Source organism: Stenotrophomonas maltophilia, from assembly GCF_025642255.1.
Taxonomy (GTDB): domain Bacteria; phylum Pseudomonadota; class Gammaproteobacteria; order Xanthomonadales; family Xanthomonadaceae; genus Stenotrophomonas; species Stenotrophomonas maltophilia_P.
Window position 1 is genome coordinate 139,150 of the sequence record NZ_CP106759.1, and the last position, 20,476, is coordinate 159,625.

General features: G+C 68.2%; 19 protein-coding genes. 17 read left to right on the top strand and 2 right to left on the bottom strand.

The features are described 5' to 3' along the window. Positions 1-9 precede the first annotated feature (9 nt). From N8888_RS00555 to N8888_RS00575, 5 genes are all read left to right on the top strand, one after another. A complete protein-coding gene (locus tag N8888_RS00555; RefSeq protein ID WP_065182077.1) occupies positions 10-444 on the top strand; it encodes a hotdog fold thioesterase in 435 nt (144 codons plus the stop codon). Positions 445-564: 120 nt separating this feature from the next. Beyond that, positions 565-1,356: a lysophospholipid acyltransferase family protein gene (locus N8888_RS00560; RefSeq protein ID WP_053519975.1), complete on the top strand. Its 792-nt coding sequence runs from the start codon at positions 565-567 to the stop codon at positions 1,354-1,356. A gap of 7 nt (positions 1,357-1,363) precedes the next feature. Then, positions 1,364-2,398, top strand: a complete 1,035-nt coding sequence (locus N8888_RS00565) for a YheT family hydrolase (protein WP_080375346.1) — start codon at positions 1,364-1,366, stop codon at positions 2,396-2,398. Positions 2,399-2,454: 56 nt separating this feature from the next. Then, positions 2,455-4,524: a tetratricopeptide repeat protein gene (locus N8888_RS00570; protein WP_263176745.1), complete on the top strand. Its 2,070-nt coding sequence runs from the start codon at positions 2,455-2,457 to the stop codon at positions 4,522-4,524. A 10-nt stretch (positions 4,525-4,534) separates the two neighbouring features. After that, entirely contained in the window at positions 4,535-5,146 is a 612-nt protein-coding gene (locus N8888_RS00575) for a YbhB/YbcL family Raf kinase inhibitor-like protein (protein WP_065182075.1), read from the top strand. An 83-nt stretch (positions 5,147-5,229) separates the two neighbouring features. On the opposite strand, the gene N8888_RS00580 is transcribed toward N8888_RS00575, so the two are convergent. Together N8888_RS00580 and N8888_RS00585 are read right to left on the bottom strand one after the other, a co-directional pair. Further along, complete coding sequence (locus N8888_RS00580) at positions 5,230-6,057, bottom strand: META and DUF4377 domain-containing protein (RefSeq protein ID WP_065182074.1); 828 nt, start codon at positions 6,055-6,057, stop codon at positions 5,230-5,232. Between the two features lie 74 nt (positions 6,058-6,131). Beyond that, positions 6,132-6,926 carry an undecaprenyl-diphosphate phosphatase gene (locus N8888_RS00585; protein ID WP_053520271.1) on the bottom strand — a complete coding sequence of 265 codons (795 nt, stop codon included), beginning with the start codon at positions 6,924-6,926 and terminating at the stop codon, positions 6,132-6,134. A 219-nt stretch (positions 6,927-7,145) separates the two neighbouring features. Here N8888_RS00585 and glnA point away from each other — a divergent pair, with 219 nt between their 5' ends. The 12 genes from glnA (at position 7,146) to N8888_RS00645 (ending at position 20,402) form a co-directional block, all read left to right on the top strand. After that, positions 7,146-8,555 carry a type I glutamate--ammonia ligase gene (gene glnA / locus N8888_RS00590; RefSeq protein WP_053520266.1) on the top strand — a complete coding sequence of 470 codons (1,410 nt, stop codon included), beginning with the start codon at positions 7,146-7,148 and terminating at the stop codon, positions 8,553-8,555. A 319-nt stretch (positions 8,556-8,874) separates the two neighbouring features. Further along, the gene (locus N8888_RS00595; protein WP_004134334.1) at positions 8,875-9,213 is read left to right on the top strand and encodes a P-II family nitrogen regulator; all 339 of its coding nucleotides are present in this window, start codon (positions 8,875-8,877) and stop codon (positions 9,211-9,213) included. A 22-nt stretch (positions 9,214-9,235) separates the two neighbouring features. Beyond that, entirely contained in the window at positions 9,236-10,663 is a 1,428-nt protein-coding gene (gene amt, locus N8888_RS00600; RefSeq protein ID WP_053520267.1) for an ammonium transporter, read from the top strand. A gap of 137 nt (positions 10,664-10,800) precedes the next feature. Then, positions 10,801-11,547: an N-acetylmuramoyl-L-alanine amidase gene (locus N8888_RS00605; RefSeq protein ID WP_065182073.1), complete on the top strand. Its 747-nt coding sequence runs from the start codon at positions 10,801-10,803 to the stop codon at positions 11,545-11,547. A gap of 143 nt (positions 11,548-11,690) precedes the next feature. Continuing rightward, positions 11,691-12,851 carry a murein transglycosylase A gene (mltA, locus tag N8888_RS00610; RefSeq protein WP_197572591.1) on the top strand — a complete coding sequence of 387 codons (1,161 nt, stop codon included), beginning with the start codon at positions 11,691-11,693 and terminating at the stop codon, positions 12,849-12,851. Positions 12,852-13,013: 162 nt separating this feature from the next. Further along, entirely contained in the window at positions 13,014-13,967 is a 954-nt protein-coding gene (locus tag N8888_RS00615) for an alpha/beta fold hydrolase (protein WP_065182072.1), read from the top strand. 144 nt (positions 13,968-14,111) lie between these two features. Further along, positions 14,112-14,393 (top strand): hypothetical protein, encoded by a 282-nt coding sequence (locus tag N8888_RS00620; protein ID WP_053520269.1) that lies wholly within the window; start codon positions 14,112-14,114, stop codon positions 14,391-14,393. Positions 14,394-14,475: 82 nt separating this feature from the next. Then, positions 14,476-16,521: a TonB-dependent receptor gene (locus tag N8888_RS00625; RefSeq protein WP_197572590.1), complete on the top strand. Its 2,046-nt coding sequence runs from the start codon at positions 14,476-14,478 to the stop codon at positions 16,519-16,521. Positions 16,522-16,586: 65 nt separating this feature from the next. Next, positions 16,587-17,648: a two-component system sensor histidine kinase NtrB gene (locus N8888_RS00630; RefSeq protein ID WP_263176797.1), complete on the top strand. Its 1,062-nt coding sequence runs from the start codon at positions 16,587-16,589 to the stop codon at positions 17,646-17,648. Then, positions 17,641-19,089 carry a nitrogen regulation protein NR(I) gene (ntrC, locus tag N8888_RS00635; RefSeq protein ID WP_065174140.1) on the top strand — a complete coding sequence of 483 codons (1,449 nt, stop codon included), beginning with the start codon at positions 17,641-17,643 and terminating at the stop codon, positions 19,087-19,089. The genes N8888_RS00630 and ntrC overlap by 8 nt, the downstream gene beginning before the upstream one ends. Positions 19,090-19,182: 93 nt before the next feature. After that, on the top strand, positions 19,183-19,749 hold the full coding sequence (locus tag N8888_RS00640) for a superoxide dismutase family protein (protein WP_053518061.1): 567 nt from the start codon (positions 19,183-19,185) through the stop codon (positions 19,747-19,749). A gap of 32 nt (positions 19,750-19,781) precedes the next feature. Then, positions 19,782-20,402 carry a superoxide dismutase family protein gene (locus N8888_RS00645; protein ID WP_197571207.1) on the top strand — a complete coding sequence of 207 codons (621 nt, stop codon included), beginning with the start codon at positions 19,782-19,784 and terminating at the stop codon, positions 20,400-20,402. The last annotated feature ends 74 nt before the right edge of the window (positions 20,403-20,476 follow it).

Genomic DNA, 20,476 nt, shown 5'->3' on the forward strand with positions numbered 1-20,476 from the left:
GGTGCCCGCATGACCCAGGTGTTCCGCGAAGCCGTATCCCTAGAGCAGCTCAACGCGCTCAGCCGCAACACGGCCATCGCGTCGCTGGGCATCGTCTTCAGCGCTGCCGGTGAAGACTGGCTGCAGGCCACCATGCCGGTGGACGAGCGCACCCGCCAGCCCTACGGCATCCTGCATGGCGGCGCATCGGTGGTGCTGGCCGAGACCCTGGGCAGCAGCGCGGGCAATCTGTGCGTGGAGGCCGGAAAGCAGGTCTGCGTGGGCCTGGAGATCAACGCCAACCACGTGCGCGCGGTGCGTTCGGGCACCGTCACCGGTACCGCACGCGCGCTGCACGTGGGTCGCAGCACGCAGCTGTGGGAGATCCGCATCGAGGACGAGCAGGGCCGGCTGGTGTGCATCTCGCGGCTGACCCTGGCCGTGGTGGCTGCCGGCCACGGCTGAGCCCCCGGCCAGGCCCGCGACAGCGGCGGAACCCAGCGTTCCCCGCCGATTGCCCCGATCTAGCGGATTTATGGCCTGAACCAGCTGGCAGCGATGGCAGCCCTCCGGTATCGTGCGCGGATGACTTCCCCCACTCCGGCCCCCCGCGGCGGCGTGGCGCGTGTGTGCCGTTACCTGTACCGCGTACCGCTGCTGTTGGTCCACATCCTCGTGTTCCTGCCGCTCACCCTGCTGGGCATGCTCGCGCCGTGGGCGAACCTGCGCGTGGGCCAGGACCGTCTCGGTGCCAAAGTGGTGAACGCGTGGCAGGGCGGCCTGATGTGGATCTTCGGTTTCCGCCTGGTGCGCTTCGGCCAGCCGCTGCCCGGCGCGGTGCTGTTCGTCGCCAACCACGTCAGCTGGGTCGACATCAGCATCCTGCACAGCCAGCGCATGATGGGCTTCGTCGCCAAGCGCGAGATCGCCGGCTGGCCGGTGGTCGGCTGGCTGGCCGCGCGCGGCCAGACCATCTTCCACCAGCGTGGCAACACCGAGTCGCTCGGTGGGGTGATGCAGGTGATGGCCGATCGCCTGCGTGAAGGCAAGGCCGTGGGCGTGTTCCCGGAGGGGCGCACCCGCGGGGGCCACGAAGTGGGCCCGTTCCACGCCCGGATCTTCCAGGCGGCAGTCGAGACCGGTGTGCCGGTGCAGCCGGTGGCGCTGGTGTACGGAACGAAGGGCGACGCGCAGACGATCGTGGCCTTCGGCCCGGGCGAGAGTTTCTTCGCCAATTTCCTGCGCCTGCTCGGTGAGCCGGCGCGACGTGCGGAAGTGCACTTCCTGGCACCGATCGGTGCCCAGGACCTGGAAGGCCGTCGGCGCATCGCGGAGACCTCGCGCGCGCGCATCGTGGCGGCCATGAGCGGGGAGTGAGGCCGTGGTGGCCCTGGTCCCGCCACCGCCTGTCGACGCATCCGCGTCGATGCTGACTGCGGCCGATTACCAGCCGCCGCGCTGGCTGCGCAATCCCCACCTGCAGTCGATGCTCAGTTCCAGCCGCATGCGCCTGCAGCGCGGCCTGCTGCTGCTGGCCGCCACCGGCGCAGTCAGCGAGGAAATGATCCTCGATGGTGGCGAGGGCGTGCGCCTGCAGGGCTGGCACAGCCACGTCGAGGGGCGTGAGCCGCGTGGCATCGCACTGCTGCTGCATGGCTGGGAAGGCAGCGCCGAGTCCAGCTACATGCGCATGGCCGCCGCGCGCATGCTCGAGCAGGGCTTCGACGTGGTGCGGCTGAACTTCCGTGACCATGGCAACACCCATCACCTCAACCCCGGCATCTTCCATTCCAACCTGATCGACGAAGTGGTGCATGCCGCGGGCGACGTCGCCCAGCGCTGGCCGCACCTGCCGCTGGTCGCCGCTGGCTACTCGCTGGGAGGCAACTTCGTGCTGCGCCTGGCCCTGCGTGCGCCGGCAGCCGGCGTGCCGCTGCTGCGGGTGGCCTCGGTGTGCCCGGTGCTGGACCCGGCGTTGACCATGGAGAGCATCGAGAACGGCCCGGCGATGTACGACTGGTATTTCCGCCGCAAGTGGACCGTCTCGCTGCGCCGCAAGCGCGACCTGTTCCCCGAGTTGAGTGATTGCGACGATCGCGTGCTGAAGCTGGACATCCGCGCGCTGACCGCATGGCTGGTCGAGCGCCACACCACCTTCGGTTCGCTGCAGGCGTACTTCGACGGCTACTCGATTGCCGGTGATCGCCTGTCCGGGCTGCAGGTGCCGGCCGACATCCTGATGGCACAGGATGATCCGGTGATCCCGTATTCCACATTCCGCGACTGGCAGCTGCCACGCCAGGCGCATCTGGAAACGGCGTGCTGGGGCGGTCACTGCGGTTTCCTGGAAAACTGGCGTGGTGACGGCTTCTCCGAGCGCTGGGTGGCGCAGCGCCTGCGGCGGGTTCTGCAGGCCTGAACCGGGACCGGCGCGCAGGCCGCTACAATGCGGGTTTGCCCTTGAACCGGACCGCCATGCAAGACCAGATCATCCAAGCGTTGCGCCAGAACGAGGCCGGCCAGGCCGTGCAGCTGGCCCAGGCGTGGACCCGTGACGAACCCGGCCTGGCCGCGGCCCACCGCTGGCTGGCGCTTGCGCTGCAGCAGCAGGGCAAGCCCAGCGACGCAATGGACGCCCTGCAGCAGGCGCTGCGGCTGGCCCCCGACGATGCCCAGCTGCATCTGCAGCATGCCGGCCTGCTGTTGGCGATGCGCGAATACCAGGGCGCTGACGAGGCGCTGCTGCGTACCACCGATCTCAATCCGAACGCCTTTTCCGCCTACCTGATGCAGGCGCACCTGGCGATCGGCCGCAATGACTTCGACGAAGCCCAGCGCCTGTCGAACTTGGCCGCGCGCGTTGAACCGGATCACCCCGATCTGCTGCACATCGACGGCATGATCGCCCTGCGCCGTGACGATCCTGATCGCGCGCTGGTCCTGCTGTCGCAGGCCAACCAGGCCCAGCCGAATGATCCGCGCGTGCTGTATGCACTGGGCTTTGCCTATCTGGGCAAGGACATGCTGGCATTCGCCGAGCAGGCCTTCCGCCGCGTGCTGGAGCTCAACCCGTCGCTGTCGTCCCTGCACGGGCTGGTCGTGCAGCTGGCGTTGCGGCAGGGCAATCTCGAGGCCGCCGCCGAGGCCATGCAGGTGGCGCTGCAGCAGCCAGGCATGGACCACGCATCGCTGCGGCGCCTGGCCGGTGAGCTGGCGCTGCGCAGCGGGCAGCCCTTGCAGGCGCTGGAACACCTGCTGCCGCTGCTGGAATCGCAGCCGGCAGACCGGCAGATGCTGCAGCTGCTGCTGATGTCGTGGCAGCGGCTGGGCCGCGAGGAAGAAGCACGCGCACGCCTGGATGCGGCGCTGGAAAACAACCCGCAGCTGCATGACCTGTGGCTGGCACGCCTGTCGGTGGAAGAGGTGGGCAGCGATGCGGCGGTTGCCGTGGTCGAGCGCTGGATCGAAGCGATGCCTGGCCATGTGCCCGCCCTGGAGGCGCGTCTGCGGCTGCACGACATGGCGGGTGAGCACACACAGGCTGAAGGCATCGCAGAACGCATCGTCAGCCTCGAGCCGGGCCGTGTCAGCGCCGAGTCCCGCCTTGTCGAGGGCCTGCTGCAGCGCGACCCCGCTGCTGCCGTCGCCCGCGTGCAGGCGCTGATCGAACAGGCCGCGGAGGGCCATCGCGCTGACCTGCGCACCTGGCTGGGCGAGATCCAGGATCGCGCCGGGCAACCGGATGCCGCCCTGGCAACCTGGCTGGCGCTGCAGGCCGACCAGGCGCCGCAGCGCCTGCCGCTGCCGCCGCAGGCGAAGGCACCGCCGAGCTGGCCGGACAAGGGCAGTGTCGACGAATCCAACACGTCGGCGCCGATTTTCCTGTGGGGCGCACCGGGTTCGGGTGTGGAGCGCGTGGCGACCGGCCTGGCCGCTGCCAGCCCGGTGTTGCGCAGTGATCGCTACACCAGCAACCCGCCGGATGACGCGTTCCAGAACTACCACACGCTGCAGGACCTGGCGTCCGGCGTGCTGACGCCGGAGCGGCTGGTGCAGCGCTGGCGCGAGCAGCTGCCGGCGCGCGGCGTGCAGGGCGACACGATCATCGACTGGCTGCTGTGGTGGGACAACGCGCTGCTGTGGGCCCTGCGCCCGCAGCTGCCGCAGGGCCGCCTGCTGATCGTGCTGCGTGATCCGCGCGACATGCTGCTGGACTGGGTGGCCTATGGCGCTGCCGCGCCGCTGGCGATGACCTCGCTGGCCGAGGCCGGCGAATGGCTGGCGCGTGCGCTGGCCCAGGTCGCGACCCTCAACGAGGAAGATCTGTACCCGCATGTGCTGCTGCGGATCGATCACATCGGCAATGATGCGCAGGCGATGGCCGAGCTGCTGGGACGCCTGTTCGAGCGCCCCATGCCCGTGGCAGCCCAGCTTGGCGTGCCGCGCTTCCCGCCGGGCCACTGGCGCCACTACCGCGACGTGATGAGCGCCGCTTTCGCCCAGCTGACACCGATCGCGGTGCGCCTGGGCTACCCGGAAGAGTGAGGACCGTCCGATGAAACTGAGCAGCCACAGCCTGACCAACGGCGCACCGATCGACCGCGAATTCGCCGCCGGCGACACCGCCGGTTTCGCGCCGGACCGCAATCCCCACCTGGCCTGGAGCGATGTGCCCGAGGGCACCCGCTCGTTCGTGCTGATCTGCGTGGACCCGGATGTGCCGACCGTGCCGGACACCGTCGGCCGCAGCGATATGACGGTGCCACGCGACCAGCCGCGCTGCGACTTCGTGCACTGGGTGATGGCCGACATCCCTGCCAGCGTGCACGAGATCGCCGCGGGCAGCTGCAGCGATGGCTTCGTGGTCAAGGGCAAGGCCGCACCGGCCGGTCCGGCCGGCAGCCGGCAGGGCCTGAACGACTTCACCGGCTGGTTCGCCGGCAATCCGGACATGGCCGGTGATTACCTGGGCTACGACGGCCCGTACCCGCCGTTCAACGACGAGCGGCTGCACCGCTACTTCTTCCGTGTGTTCGCGCTGGACGTGGCCGCGCTGGCGTTGCCGGAGCGCTTCACCGCCGCGGATGTCCATCGCGCCATGCATGGCCATGTGCTGGCCGAGGCGGCGCTGCACGGCACCTACACGTTGAATCCGGCGCTGGCCTGACCGCGCAGCGTGTTTCTGCAGCGCCGGGCAGTACGCCCGGCGGCAACGAAGAAGGGCGGCCCTGCGGCCGCCCTTCTGCATGCTTACTTCTTCTCGACGGCCGACTCGACCACCATGTCCAGCACATACGCCTGCGACGGCGCATCGGCCGGCGGGTTCTTCACCTCGTAGCGCTTCACCCGCACGACGTTGCGCACGCCGTCTTCGTGGGTGTAGCCCTCGATGTTGCCGTAGAAGTTCTCGAACTTGCCCGGCTCGCCCTGCTTGAGGCCCTTGTCGTCATACTTCACCTCGCGGACCTGCAGGCACTGGTAGTCCGGGATCAGCGGGTGCGAGCACTTCTCGGTCCGGGCGGCCACTTCCAGGAACACGGTTTCGCCGGCGCCGCCATAGCGGGTTTCAGCGGTGGGTTCCGGAGCGAAGACCAGCGTGTCGCCCTGTGCGCTGGTCAGGGTCAGCATGCCGGCGGCATCCTGCTCCGCCTTCAGTTCGCCCTGCAGGCGGCTGGATACGGCCTCGTCCAGCGCCATCAGCGACTTGTCCGCGCAGGCCATCATCGTCGAGGCCATCGCGCTGACACTCAGCTTTCCGTCGGCCAGGGTGTAACCGCCACTCATGCGGTTGCAGGTATTGCTGACCGACAGGCGGCCATCGACGAAGTCCAGGGTGACCGGCTTGTCTTCACGGGCGAACAGCGCGTCGATGCGCTTGCCGTCGGCGGCCGTGGCCTTCTGCAGCCGCCAGTGCTGGCTCTGCAGGCGCTGCGCGTCCAGGTGCGCCAGCGTCTGCTGGTCTGCCGCCTTGGTCGCCGCCGGGGCCACGTCGTCGCCGCCGGTTCCGGCCGGGGCCGGGGTCTGGCTGCAGGCGGCCAGCAGAGCCAGCGGGAGGAGCAGGGTGAGCTTGCGGTTCATGGTGATTCTCCTTGGGGAACCGAGGGGGAAACGGGGCGGGGCTTGGCAACGGGGTTGCCGTTCCCCGCCGCTGTTCAGGTGCCGGACGGCAACCACAGCAGCAGTGCGGCACCCAGCGCGATGCGGTACAGGGCGAACGCGGTGAAGCGGTGCGATTTGATGTAGCCCAGCAGCCACTTCACTACGATGAAGCCGGTGATGACGGCGGCAACGAACGCCACGCCGACATCGGCCCAGTTCTCGCTGGCCAGTTGTCCCTTCTTGGCCAGCTCGAGGAACGCATAGGCGCTGGCGGCGAACATGGTGGGAATGCCGACCAGGAACACGAACTCGGCGGCGGCTGCGCGACGGCTCAGGCCCAGCAGCATGGCCAGGAAGATGGCCGACGCCGAGCGCGAGGTGCCGGGGAACACGCCGGCCACCACCTGTGCCAGACCGACACCGATCGCCACCGTCCAGGTGACCTGGTCGCGGTCGGGCAGGCGCGCGGTATACAGCTCCACCAGCAGCATCCAGATGCCGCCGATGATCAGCGCCCAGGCGATCGGGCTGACCGTTTCCGGAAGTTCCCAGCCGAGCAGGCGCACCGGCAGCCCGACCACGGCGGTGACCAGGAATGCCGCGCCCAGCTTGAACACGTAGTCGCGGTTCTCGCGCTGTCCCAGGCCGGTGGCCAGACTCCACAGGCGCTGGCGGAACACCAGCACCACGGCCAGGATCGCGCCGGCCTGGATGATGATGTTGAAGAAATCCGAACGTGCGCCCAGCCAATGCTGGGCGATCAGCAGGTGGCCGGTACTGGAGATCGGCAGGAATTCGGTCAAGCCTTCGAGGATGCCCAGCAGCAGGGCGGAGAGCAGGTCGGACATGGACAGTGCGGGCGCGTGCGGCGGAAGAAGGTCGAGAGGATAGACCATCCATGCCGCACCAAAGGGGTGCATCCGCGTGCCTGCGCACCCCTTTGGTGCAGGCTGTGCCGCACTGACTCAGTGCACGTTGTGTGAAATCAAGGACTTGCAGGGCGCAAAAAGTTGGCACGGTCATTGCTGTACCTCAGCAGGCATTCATTCCCATCCGAGGTCGTACCGATGTCCGTGGAAAACGTTGAGAAGCTGATCAAGGACAACCAGATCGAGTTCGTCGATCTGCGCTTTGTCGACATGCGCGGTGTCGAACAGCATGTCACCTTCCCGGTCAGCATCGTCGAAGCGTCGCTGTTCGAAGAAGGCAAGATGTTCGATGGCAGCTCGATCGCCGGCTGGAAGGGCATCAACGAATCGGACATGGTCCTGCTGCCGGATCCGTCCAGCGCCTATGTCGATCCGTTCTACGCCGATCCCACTCTGGTGATCAGCTGCGACATCCTCGATCCGGCCACCATGCAGGCCTACGGCCGCTGCCCGCGCGGCATCGCCAAGCGCGCCGAGGCCTACCTGAAGTCCTCGGGCATCGCCGAATCGGCGTTCTTCGGCCCGGAGCCGGAATTCTTCATCTTCGACTCGGTCCGTTTCGCCAATGAAATGGGCAACACCTTCTTCAAGGTCGACTCGGAAGAAGCCGCCTGGAACAGCGGCGCGAAGTACGACGGCGCCAACAGCGGCTACCGCCCGGGCGTGAAGGGCGGCTACTTCCCGGTGCCGCCGACCGACACCCTGCACGACCTGCGTGCGGAAATGTGCAAGACGCTGGAACAGGTCGGCATCGAAGTGGAAGTGCAGCACCACGAAGTGGCCACCGCCGGCCAGTGCGAGATCGGCACCAAGTTCAGCACCCTGGTGCAGAAGGCCGATGAGCTGCTGCGCATGAAGTACGTCATCAAGAACGTCGCGCACCGCAACGGCAAGACCGTCACCTTCATGCCCAAGCCGATCGTCGGCGACAACGGCAGCGGCATGCACGTGCACCAGTCGCTGTCCAAGGGCGGCGCCAACCTGTTCTCCGGCGACGGTTACGGCGGCCTGAGCCAGCTGGCGCTGTGGTACATCGGCGGCATCTTCAAGCACGCCCGCGCCATCAATGCCTTCGCCAACTCGGGCACCAACAGCTACAAGCGCCTGGTGCCGGGCTTCGAAGCACCGGTGATGCTGGCCTATTCGGCGCGCAACCGTTCGGCGTCGTGCCGCATTCCGTGGGTCTCCAACCCGAAGGCACGCCGCATCGAAATGCGCTTCCCCGATCCGATCCAGTCCGGCTACCTGACCTTCACCGCGCTGATGATGGCCGGCCTGGACGGCATCAAGAACCAGATCGACCCGGGCGCACCGAGCGACAAGGACCTGTACGACCTGCCGCCGGAAGAAGAGAAGCTGATTCCGCAGGTCTGCTCCTCGCTGGACCAGGCGCTGGAAGCGCTGGACAAGGACCGTGAGTTCCTGAAGGCCGGCGGCGTGATGAGCGATGACTTCATCGACGGCTACATCGCGCTGAAGATGCAGGAAGTGACCAAGTTCCGCGCGGCGACCCACCCGCTGGAATACCAGCTGTACTACGCCAGTTGACCGGGCGGCGATGGCGGCGGGCTTCCCCCTCCCACCCGCCGCCATCGCCTCCGATCTTTGCGGCTGGGGAGCCGCAGGGTGGGCTCCGGCCCACCGTGGTAGAGCGGACCGTGGGTCCGTTGATCCAGGGGCAAGAGAGACCGGATACGCGACATGGGCCGCCCTCCCTCCCGCGTCGGTCGTGCAAGGAGAGAGGCACGACCGTCCCGGCCCCGTTCGTGTCCGGTGCAACAGCCACGGCCATCGATGTGATGGCCCGTGGTTGCCTGATGCCATCGCGCGTTGGCGCGCTGGCCCCATCCACCATCGGGACATGCGCATGAAACTGATCTCCGCCATCATCCGACCGTTCAAGCTCGACGAGGTCCGCGAGGCCCTCTCCGATGCTGGCGTGTCGGGCATCACCGTGACCGAAGTGAAAGGCTTCGGCCGCCAGAAGGGCCATACCGAGCTGTACCGCGGCGCAGAGTACGTCGTCGATTTCCTGCCCAAGATCAAGATCGAAACCGTGGTCACCGACGAGCGCGCCGATGCGGTGATCGAGGCGATCCAATCGTCGGCAGGTACCGGCAAGATCGGTGACGGCAAGATCTTCGTCACCGCCGTCGAACAGGTCATCCGCATCCGCACCGGCGAAATCGGTGCAGACGCGCTGTAACCCCCTTCCGGAGACTCCCCCAATGAAGATGCGCCTTCTTACCGGGTGGCAAGCCCGGTTCCATCTCGTGTGCCTGCTGATGCTGCTCAGCGCGCTGGCCGCGGGCGTCTGGCCGGGCAACGCCCACGCCCAGGCCCAGGTGACACCGTTGAGCAGTGAACCGGTAGCGGTCGAGCCGCTGCAGGCACCGGCCGCCGCCGCTCCCGCGGCTGCCGAGGCTGCGGCCCCGGCCTTCGATCACGGCGACGTCGCCTGGATGCTGACCTCCACCCTGCTGGTGCTGTTGATGGTGGTGCCGGGCCTGGCCCTGTTCTACGGCGGCCTGGTGCGTTCGAAGAACGTGCTGTCCGTGCTGAGCCAGATCCTGGTGGTGTTCTCGCTGGTGCTGCTGCTGTGGGTGTCCTACGGCTACAGCGCGGTGTTCAGCGCCGGCAATCCGTTCTTCGGTTCATTCACCGAGTTCGCGTTCCTGAAGGGCTTCACGCCCGACTCGGTGGGCAACACGCCGATCGCGGGCCTGCCGGATTATCTGTTCGTCGCCTTCCAGTCGACTTTCGCCGGCATCACCACCGCGCTGATCGTCGGTGCCTTCGCCGAGCGCATCAAGTTCCGTGCGGTGCTGCTGTTCTCGGCATTGTGGTTCACCTTCAGCTACATCCCGATGGCGCATATCGTCTGGGGCGGTGGCTACCTGGGTGAGCTGGGCGCGATCGACTTCGCTGGCGGTACCGTGGTGCACATCAACGCCGGCGTTGCCGGCCTGGTCGCCGCGTGGTTCGTCGGCAAGCGCCTCGGCTACGGCCAGACCGCGCTGAAGCCGCACAACGTACCGTTCACCTACATCGGCGCGATGCTGCTGTGGGTGGGCTGGTTCGGCTTCAACGCCGGCTCCGCCGCCGCGGCCGATACCGTGGCATCGCTGGCCTTCCTCAACACCGTGCTGGCCACCGCCGCCGCAGTGCTGGGCTGGACGCTGGTGGAAGCCATCGGCAAGGGCAAGCCGTCGGCGCTGGGTGCGGCCTCCGGCGCGGTGGCCGGCCTGGTCGGCATCACGCCCGCGTGCGGCACGGTCGGGCCGCTGGGTGCCATCGTCATTGGTTTCGTCGCCGGCACCGTCTGCGTGTGGGGCGTCACCGGTCTCAAGCGCCTGCTGAAGGTGGATGACACGGCCGACGTGTTCGGCGTGCACGGCGTCGGCGGCATCGTCGGCGCGATCCTCACCGGTGTGTTCAGTGCGCAGTCGCTGGGCGGCACCAAGGCCGATCTGGATATCGGCCACCAGGTGTGGGTGCAGGTGGTCAGCGTCGGCCTGACGGTGGTCTGGTCCGCCGTGGTGACCGCGGTCATCCTGCTGCTGGTGAAGGTGGTGGTCGGCCTGCGCGTGACCGAAGAGGCCGAACGTACCGGCCTGGACGTCACCTCGCACGGCGAATCCGCATACGAGGCCTGATGCAGGGGCGGGCGGTCCGGAAGGGCCGCCCGCACGCTGTGCAGCCGGGCCATGCCCGGCTGCGTCCGTCAGGGCACCGGCCACGCGCCGCGTGCGCCTCCATGCACGATCCATCCCGATCGCGCACAATCAGGGGCATGCACCCGATCCGCACGTCCCTGCTGCTCTCGGCCTGCCTGCTGCTGGCCGCCTGTGCGTCCGCTCCGCCGGAGCCGCGCAATCCGCTCGCGACCTGGGTGCCCTCGCCGAACCACAACGCGCGGGGTCCGGTCATCATCGTCATCCACCACACCGAACAGGATTCGGTGCAGCAGAGCCTGCGCACGCTGCGCACCGCCAACAGTGGCGGCCGGGTCAGCGCGCATTACCTGATCGGCGCCGATGGCCATCGCTACCAGCTGGTGAGCGATCAACGTCGTGCCTGGCATGCCGGCACGGGCCGATGGGGCACCATCACCGATCTCAACTCGGCGTCCATCGGCATCGAGCTGGACAACAACGGCCGCACACCCTTCAGCGCGGCGCAGATCGAATCGTTGATCGTGCTGCTGCGCGACCTCACCGCGCGCCTGGACATTCCCCCGCGGCAGGTCATCGGCCACGCCGACCTGGCGCCGACGCGCAAGCAGGATCCCAGCCGTTTCTTCCCGTGGCAGCAGCTGGCAGAGGCCGGCTTCGGCGTGTGGCCGCGTGCCAGCGATGGCCCCGCACCGGAAGGCTTCGATGCCTGGAATGCGCTGGCCCGCTTCGGTTACCCGCTGGAGGATAGGGACGCGGCGGTGGCCGCGTTCCACCGTCGATTCCGTGGCAGCGATGATCTGCCGAAGACGCTGGATGCGGAAGACGCGCGCATCCTGTACTCGCTGCTGCTGCAGACGCCGTGACCGCCAGCGCCGGGTCGGAATGCCGGTAGCGCCGGGCCGTGCCCGGCGAGCGCACAGCGCGGGATCCGCTTCCGCCGGCCATGGGCCCGCGCTTCACCTGCATGAGGTTGCCGGGCCAGCACCCGCCCCACTACATTGCGACCATGATCACTGTTAAGTCGTTGCCGCGCGCGCTGCTCCTCCTGCTCGGTGCAGCCCTGCTCGCCGCGTGTTCCACCACCGGCACCCGCCCAGGCACGCCTGCCGCTGCCACGCCCGCTGCGGCCACCTACGCCAGGGTTGAATGGAGTGCGCTGCCACCGGTCTCGGACAGCGACCTGCAGGCCGGCTTCGTCGCCTGGCGCAGCAGCTGCACCCGCCTGAAGAACGATGCGGTCTGGGCCAGACCCTGCGCCACAGCCGCTGCGGTTTCAGACAAGGACCCGGCCGCCATCCGCCAGTTCCTGCAGCGTGATCTGGACGTGTATGCGCTGCGTGCGGGTGGCCAGCAGGCCGAAGGCCTGATCACCGGCTACTACGAGCCGATCTACCCCGGCAGCCTCAGCCGCACGGACACGGCAACAGTGCCGGTCTATGGCACCCCCGATGATCTGATCGTGGTGCAGCTGGACAGCGTCTACCCCGAACTGAAGGGCAAGCGCCTGCGCGGCCGCCTGGACGGCAAGGTACTCAAGCCCTATGACGACGCAGGCACCATCGCCGGCAAGGGTGCCAAGGCGCCGGTACTGGCCTGGCTGACCGATCCGATGGACCTGCAGCTGCTGCAGATCCAGGGCTCGGGCCGGGTGCGCCTGGCCGATGGCACGCAGGTGCGGCTGGCCTACGCCGAGCAGAACGGCCATCCCTATCGCGCCATCGGCCGCTGGCTGGTGGAGCAGGGCGAGCTGCGCAAGGAAGACGTCACCATGGACGCCATCCGCACGTGGGCGAAGGCCAATCCCGCGCGTGTTCCGGAGCTGCTGCGCAGCAATCCCAGCTACGTGTTCTTCGTGCGCAGCGCGGACAGCCCGGAAGGCCCGCGCGGTTCGTTGAACGTACCGCTGACTGCCGGCTACAGCGTTGCCGTGGATCGCACCGTGGTACCGCTGGGCAGCCTGCTGTGGCTGTCGACCACCCGTCCGGACGGCACGCCGCTGGTACGCCCGGTGGCCGCGCAGGATACGGGTGGCGCCATTGCCGGCGAAGTCCGCGCCGATCTGTACTGGGGCACCGGTGATGCCGCCGGGAAGCTGGCCGGCGACATGAAGCAGCAGGGCAGCCTGTGGATGCTGTGGCCGAAGGGCGTGGCGCTGCCGGCCCGCTGACCGTAGACCGGGCCGCGGCGATGCCCGCGCGTGGATGCGGTTGTGGGCGTCGGGATTGGCGGACGAATGGTTAAACTTTAAGGACTTTATGTAGCAAAAAGTCCCGGAAAGGGGCGCAAAGTGGACCTGTCGAAACCCACTCACTTCGCAGGAGATTCCACCATGAACACCGTCACCCGCACCCTGGCCGCCACTGCCCTGGCTCTGTCCCTGCAGGCCGGCCTGTCCGCCCAGGCTGCGCAAGCGGCGCCCTCCACCGCCGTCACCGCCGTCGCCCGTACCGCCAGCACCCTCACCACTGCCGATGGCGTGCAGCTCTACTACAAGGACTGGGGTCCGAAGGATGGCCCGGTGGTCACCTTCAGCCACGGCTGGCCGCTGGACTCGGACAGCTGGGAATCGCAGATGATCTTCCTGGCCGACCATGGCTACCGCGTGATCGCGCATGACCGCCGCGGTCATGGACGCTCCAGCCAGCCGTGGGAAGGCAACGACATGGACCACTATGCCGATGACCTGGCCACGGTGATCAACACGCTGGATCTGCATGACGTGACGCTGGTGGGCTTCTCCACCGGGGGGGGCGAAGTGGCGCGCTACATCGGCCGCCATGGTACCGGCCGGGTGAAGAAGGCCGTGCTGATCAGCTCGGTGCCGCCGCTCATGCTCAAGACCGCCGACAACCCCGGCGGCGTACCGATCGAAGTGTTCGATGGCCTGCGCAAGGCGCAGCTGGAAAACCGCTCGCAGCTGTACCGCGACATTCCCTCCGGCCCGTTCTATGGCTTCAACCGCCCGGGCGCGAAGGTTTCGCAGGCCATGATCGACGCCTGGTGGGCGCAGGGCATGCTGGGCGGGCACAAGAACACCTACGATTCGATCGCCGCATTCTCGGCAACCGATTTCCGCCAGGACCTGAAGAAGTTCGACGTGCCGACGCTGGTGATCCACGGTGATGACGATCAGATCGTGCCGATCGATGTTGCCGGCCGCATGTCGGCCAAGCTGATCAAGGGCGCCCGCCTGATCGTCTACCCGGGTGCGCCGCATGGCCTGACCGAAACCCACAAGGACAAGGTCAACCAGGACCTGCTGGCCTTCCTGCAGCAGAAGTGAGTGCAGGGCCCCGGCGGTGAGCCGGGGCCTTCTGCCGTGATCGACGGGCGAATGGCAGGTCATCGCAGGGCCCCTGCGGTGCCCGCTGGGCGATAATGCCGCCCTCTGAACTCTCCGGCTGCCTCCACAGCCAGGACTCCGGCAATGAAGAACGCAAAGAAGTACTACAAGCACTGGGCCGAATCGGGCCTCGGCAAGGGCAACGTGCTGATGGAAGCACGGGGCGACAGGATCGTCCGCCAGGTGGAGATCTACGGCTCCAAGCTGGTATGGGCCGATGAAAACGGCCAGAGCGATGACCGTTTCATGCTGGCCGACCAGCCCGTCTCGTTCCTGGATTTCGATTCCGACGACGAGATCAGCGCGCGCGAATTTGAAATCGCGTGGAAGAAGGCCAGGGAAGCGACCGGTTATCCGTCTGCCTGACGCCCGGCAAACCGGCGTCCCCGATGGCTGCCCGAACTGAAATGTTATAAAGTTTCATTTTTGGCACTCCATCTCCTTCCCCATGAAGACCCCCACGCTGCTGGCCGCCCTGGCGGCGGCTCCCCTTGCCCCTGACGCATTGGCGCAGTCAGCCGACGCGGCGCTCACCCTGGGCAAGGTCGATGTCCACCAGCACCGGGAAGGCGCCCTCAGCGCGCACCAGGTACTCACCTCCGTTGACGTTCTGGGCGCAGACCAGATTGAAGACCGCACCGTGTCCCACAGCTGGGAACTGCTGGGGCAGATGCCCGGCATCCAGCTGACCGAAACACGCCAGGGTGCCGAGTCGGGCAAGGTCAGCTTCCGCGCCTTCAATGGCGAGGGTTACCTCAATGCCATCAAGACCCTGATCGATGGCATCCCGAGCAACGTCAACAGCGGCAACCAGCGCTTCATCGACATGCTGTTCCCGCTGGAAATCAGCTACATCGAGGTGGTGCGCGGGACCAACGATCCGCGTTATGGGCTGCACAACATCGGCGGCAACGTGAACTTCGGTACCCGCCAGGGCGGCAGTTACACCGATGCGCGGCTGGCCTATGGCAGCTACAACACGCGCGATGCGCAGCTGGCGGTGGGCCGCGAATCCAACGGCTTCGCGCAGAACTACTTCATCGGCACCCAGGCCAGCGACGGTTATCGCGAGCACGACACCTCCAGGAAGTACTCGCTGGGTGGCAAGTGGTTCTACGGTTCACTGGACGATGGCCTGCGCGTGGGCCTGACCGCGCGCGCCTATCACCACGAGGCGGACGAGCCCGGCTTCATGACGGCCGAGGAACTGCGCACGCACCGCCGTGGCAGCGACCTGCGCAACGCCCATGACGGCGACGACCGCGACATGCGCCAGTTCGCTGCGCATCTGGACCTGAAGCTGTCCGACGCGCTCGTTCTCGGCACCCGGCTGTACTACAACCGTTACCAGGACGATCGGCGCGTGACCTTCAGCGACCTGCCCACCGGCAACCTGCCGCGCCAGCGGCGGCTGTGGGACGAGCGCCAGGCCGGCCTGCTCACCACGCTTACCTGGCAGCCCGCAGCCACGTTGACGGTGGAGGGCGGGTTGAACTACGAGCAGCAGGACAACGGTTACATCCGCGAGCGGTATGCCTACGCCGAACCCACCGATTTCACCCGCCCGCCGGCCCGCGTGCAGAACGACGACCGCCACAGCTTCGACAACCTGGGCGCTTATCTGCAGGCCATCTATCAGCCAGCCGCCGCCTGGAAGATCGTGCCGGCCTATCGCGTGGACCGCTTCAGTGGCCGCACGCGGTTGATGGATGGCACCCGCGGGCGGCTGCAGGACTACGGCACCATCGGCCAGCCCAAGCTGAGCGTCATCCACAGCCTGGGCGACACCACCCACGTCTACGCGAACTGGGGCCGCACGTTCCAGGTGCTGACCGGCGCCACCGCGCCGGCCTATCTCACGCCCGGGCAGACGCCGATGCGTCCTTCCACCAACACCGGCATGGAGCTGGGCCTGAAGTTCCAGCCCTTTGACGGCGCCCAGGCCCGCCTGGCGGCATGGCAGCAGGATGCGGAGAACGAGGTGTCCAACATGCCGGCCACCGGCACCACCGTCACCCTGGGCAAGACCCGGCGCCGTGGCGTGGACGCGCAGTTGAGCCTGCAGGTGGGCGACGACTGGACGGTGTGGGCCTCGCATGCGTACCAGGAAGCGAAGATCACCCGCGACAACCGCGCCCCCGGCGTGTCCCTGCAGGGTCGCGAAGTGGCCGCCACCCCGCGCCACATCAGCAACCTGGGCGTGGACTACCAGGCCAGCCAGGCACTGCGGCTGGGCCTGCAGGCGCGCGCGCAGGGCGACTACTACCTGGAAGAGCGCAACGTGGCCGGCAGATTCGGCGGCTTCGCCGTGCTCGACCTCACTGCCGCGTACCGGATCAATCCGCGCTGGAGCGTGGACCTGCAGCTGAAGAACGTCACCGGACGTGAGTACGCCTACGCGTGGTACGACAGCTTCTTCTGGGACAGTGCCCGGCCGATGTTCTCGCCTGCCCCCGGCCGCACCGTCTTCGTCGGCCTCAGCATGAAGCTGTAGCCCGGCGGGGCGCTTCGGGCTGCGGAAGGAACGCATCTGCCACGCTTTTGCACTACATTGGTGCAATGTCCGACCCCGCGCCGCCACCGCCCCTCGATGCCCTGGGTACCCCCTTGGCCTGGGCCGCTGCCGACGGCCGCATCACCGGCTGCAATCCGGCCTTCGGACGCTGGCTGGGCGTCAGCGGCCGTCGCCTGCTGGGCCAGCCCCTGGCGGCGCTGGAGGTGCAGGGCGAGGCGCTGGCCCACTTCCTGGCCCGCGACGAGCGTGACAGCCTGCGCCTGCACCGGCTTGCACTGGCGGTACCGGGAGAGGCACCCCGCTTCGCCGAAGGCTGGATGAGCCGCCGTGATGATGGCGGCTGGCTGCTGGAGGCGCATCCGGTCGATGAGTTCCCCGGGCTTGACCCCACCCAGGCCTTGCCGAGCGCACTCAGCGCGGCGCTGAAGGGCCTGGCCCACGAACTGCGCAACCCGCTGGCTGGCCTGAAAGGCGCGGCGCAGCTGCTGGCTCGCCGTGCCGCACAGCGCGATGCCAGCGAGCGCGAACTGATTGAACTGATCGGTTCGGAGATCGAACGCCTCAACGGGTTGCTTGACCAGCTGCTGTCGCCGGCGCCGGCCGCACCGCATGCCGCCTTGAACATCCATGCAGCACTGGAGCGCGTGCTGCGCCTGGCCGAGAACGAAGCGGGCTGGGCGGTGCGCCTGCAACGCGACTACGACCCCAGCATTCCCGAGCTGGATGGCGACGCCGACCGCCTTACCCAGGCAGTGTGGAACCTGGTGCGCAATGCGATCCAGGCCGGCGCGGGCACCATCACCCTGCGCACGCGCGTGGAGCATGGTGCGCGGGTTGCCGAGCGGCTGCATACGCTGGCGCTGCGGCTGGAGATCGCCGACGACGGTCGTGGCGTACCCGAGGAGCTGGCCGAACACCTGTTCCTGCCCCTGGTCAGTGGTCGCGCCGAAGGCACCGGCCTGGGCCTGGCGCTGGCCCAGCAGGTCGCGCGCGAGCATCGCGGCACGCTGACCTACCGCTCGCGGCCCGGCCACACCGTATTCACCCTGCTGCTGCCGATCGGCAGCGGCACCGTTCCGGCCGAGGAGGCCCCGCGCGATGTCTGACGCGTCCCCTTCACCCCAGCGGATCTGGGTGGTCGACGATGACCGCGCCGTGCGCTTCGTGCTGTGCACCGCGCTGCGCGAGGCGGGCTACCGGGTCGATGATTTCGACAGCGCCGCTGCCGCCCTGCAGGCGCTGGCCGAGGGCTCTCCGCCGGCACTGCTGTTCACCGATGTGCGCATGCCCGGCGATGACGGCCTGGTGCTGCTCGACAAGCTCAAGGCTGCCTTGCCACAGCTGCCGGTGGTGGTGATGTCGGCCTACACCGATGTCGCCAGCACGGCGGGCGCCTTCCGCGGCGGCGCGCACGAATTCCTGTCCAAGCCGTTCGATCTGGATGATGCCGTAGCGCTGGCCCAGCGCGTGCTGCCGGCGGTCGCGCCCGCACTGGCCGCGCCGGTACCGGCCACGGAGGCCTCCGCCGACCCGTCGCCGCAGCTGGTTGGCGACACGCCGCCGATGCGCGCGCTGTTCCGCGCCATCGGCCGGCTCGCGCAGGCGCCGCTGGCGGTACTCATCACCGGTGAAACCGGCACCGGCAAGGAGCTGGTGGCCAACGCGCTGCACCGCGAATCGCCGCGTGCGCAGGGCCCGTTCGTGGCATTGAACACCGCCGCCATTCCCGCCGAGCTGCTGGAGAGTGAACTGTTCGGCCATGAAGCCGGTGCATTCACCGGCGCACAGCGCCGGCACATCGGCCGCTTCGAGCAGGCCGACGGTGGCACCCTGTTCCTCGATGAAATCGGCGACATGCCCCTGCCGCTGCAGACGCGCCTGCTGCGCGTGCTGGCGCAGGGCGAGTTCTTCCGTGTCGGCGGTCGCGAACTGATCCGTGTCGATGTGCGCGTGATCGCAGCGACCCACCAGGACCTGGAAGGACGGGTGGCGCAGGGGCTGTTCCGCGCCGACCTGCTGCATCGCCTGGACGTGGTGCGCCTGCAGCTGCCGCCGCTGCGTGAGCGCCGCGAGGACATCGCGCAGCTGGCCACCACCTTCCTGGCGGCGGCCGCACGCCGGCTGGATACGCCGACCAAGCGCTTGACCGCCGCTGCACTGCAGGCGCTGCGCGAGCACGACTGGCCGGGCAATGTGCGCGAACTGGAGAACGTGTGCTGGCGGATGGCCGCACTGGCCGCCGCCGACACCATCGGCGTGGCCGACGTGGATACCGCGCTCAACCGGGCACGCACCCGGCGCAGCAGCACCGGCGGCACCGACCCGGGGCAGTGGGAGGCGCTGCTGTCGGAGTGGGCGCGGCGGCAACTGGCGGAGGGCGTGGAAGGGCTGCATGCGCAGGTGCGCGAGCGCGTCGATCACGCCCTGCTGGACGCTGCCCTGCAGATCACCCACGGTCGCCGCGCGGAAGCAGCGGCGCGGCTGGGCCTGGGCCGCAACACGCTGACCCGCAAGCTGGGCGCAGGCCGCCGCCGCGGCCCCCATTGAACGGTCCCTGCACGCGATCCTCGCATCCGCTTGCCGAACCGTTGATCCCTCATGGACGATGCCGTCCGTAGTGTCACCTGCAAGGAGTCTTCGATGCGCCTGTTACCTGCCCTTCTTCCGCTGTCCGCCGCCGCGCTGCTGTCCGCGTGTGGCAGTACGCCGAAGCCGCAGCCCACGCCACCGCCGCCGGTCGTGACCAGTACCGCACAGCAGGCCGAGGCGAATCTGGCCCCGGCGTCGGCCAGCATCGTCAGTGGCCGGCTGGTGCTGAAGGTCGAGCCGGCAGGCGTACATATCACCGGCCTGGTCGGTGGCCTGCAGCCGATGCAGCAGGCAGGCTTCCATATCCACGAGCGTGGTGATTGCAGCGCTGTGGATGCCAGCAGTGCGGGCAATCACTTCAATCCCGGCGGCGTCGCGCACGGTCGCGCCGGTGCCGGCACGCATCACCTGGGCGACATCGACAACCTGCGTGCCGATGCCCAGGGCCGCGCCAACGTCGACATCCACCTCAAGGGCGTTACTCTGGGCGGAGGCGCCGCCACCGATATCGCAGGACGCGCATTGGTCGTGCACGCCAATGCCGATGACTATCGCAGCCAGCCTGCCGGCAATGCCGGCGTTCGCATCGCCTGCGGCGTGATCCGCGTGACGCGCTGATCGCCGCCGGCCATCTTCCAAGGAGAGCATCCATGCGTCTGATCCATACTTCGCTGTTCGCGGCCATCGCCGCCCTGGGCCTGGCGGCCTGCGGCAAGCCGGCCGACACCCCGCAGACCGAGACGCAGCCGGCCGCGCCGGCCGAGAGCGCAACCACCGAACCGGCGCCCGCTGCAGAACCGGCGTCCACCGCCGATGCCTCGGCCACGGCCGAGCTGGCACCCACCCAGGGCAACGAGACCAAGGGCAGCGTCACCTTCAAGCGGGTTGACGGCAAAGTGCACGTCACGGGCCAGATCAGTGGCCTGAAGCCCGGCAGCGAACACGGTTTCCACATCCACGAGAAGGGCGACTGCAGTGCGCCGGACGGCACCAGCGCCGGCGGTCATTTCAACCCGGGCAAGCAGGACCATGGCAGCGTGGCCAGTGATCCGCACCACGGTGGCGACATGCCCAACATCAAGGCCGACGACAAGGGCGTGGCCACCATCGATGGCCCGGTGTCGAGCAACGTGAACATCGGCAAGGGCGATGATTTCGACATCATCGGCCGTGGCCTGATCGTCCACGCCGATCCGGATGACTACACCAGCCAGCCGACCGGCAACGCCGGTGCGCGCCTGGCCTGCGCAGTGATCCAGAAGGCCCCGTAAGGCCGGGCCATGCCCGGCGGAATGCACCCGCCGAATCGGAACACGGTAGCGCCGGGCCATGCCCGGCGGAATGC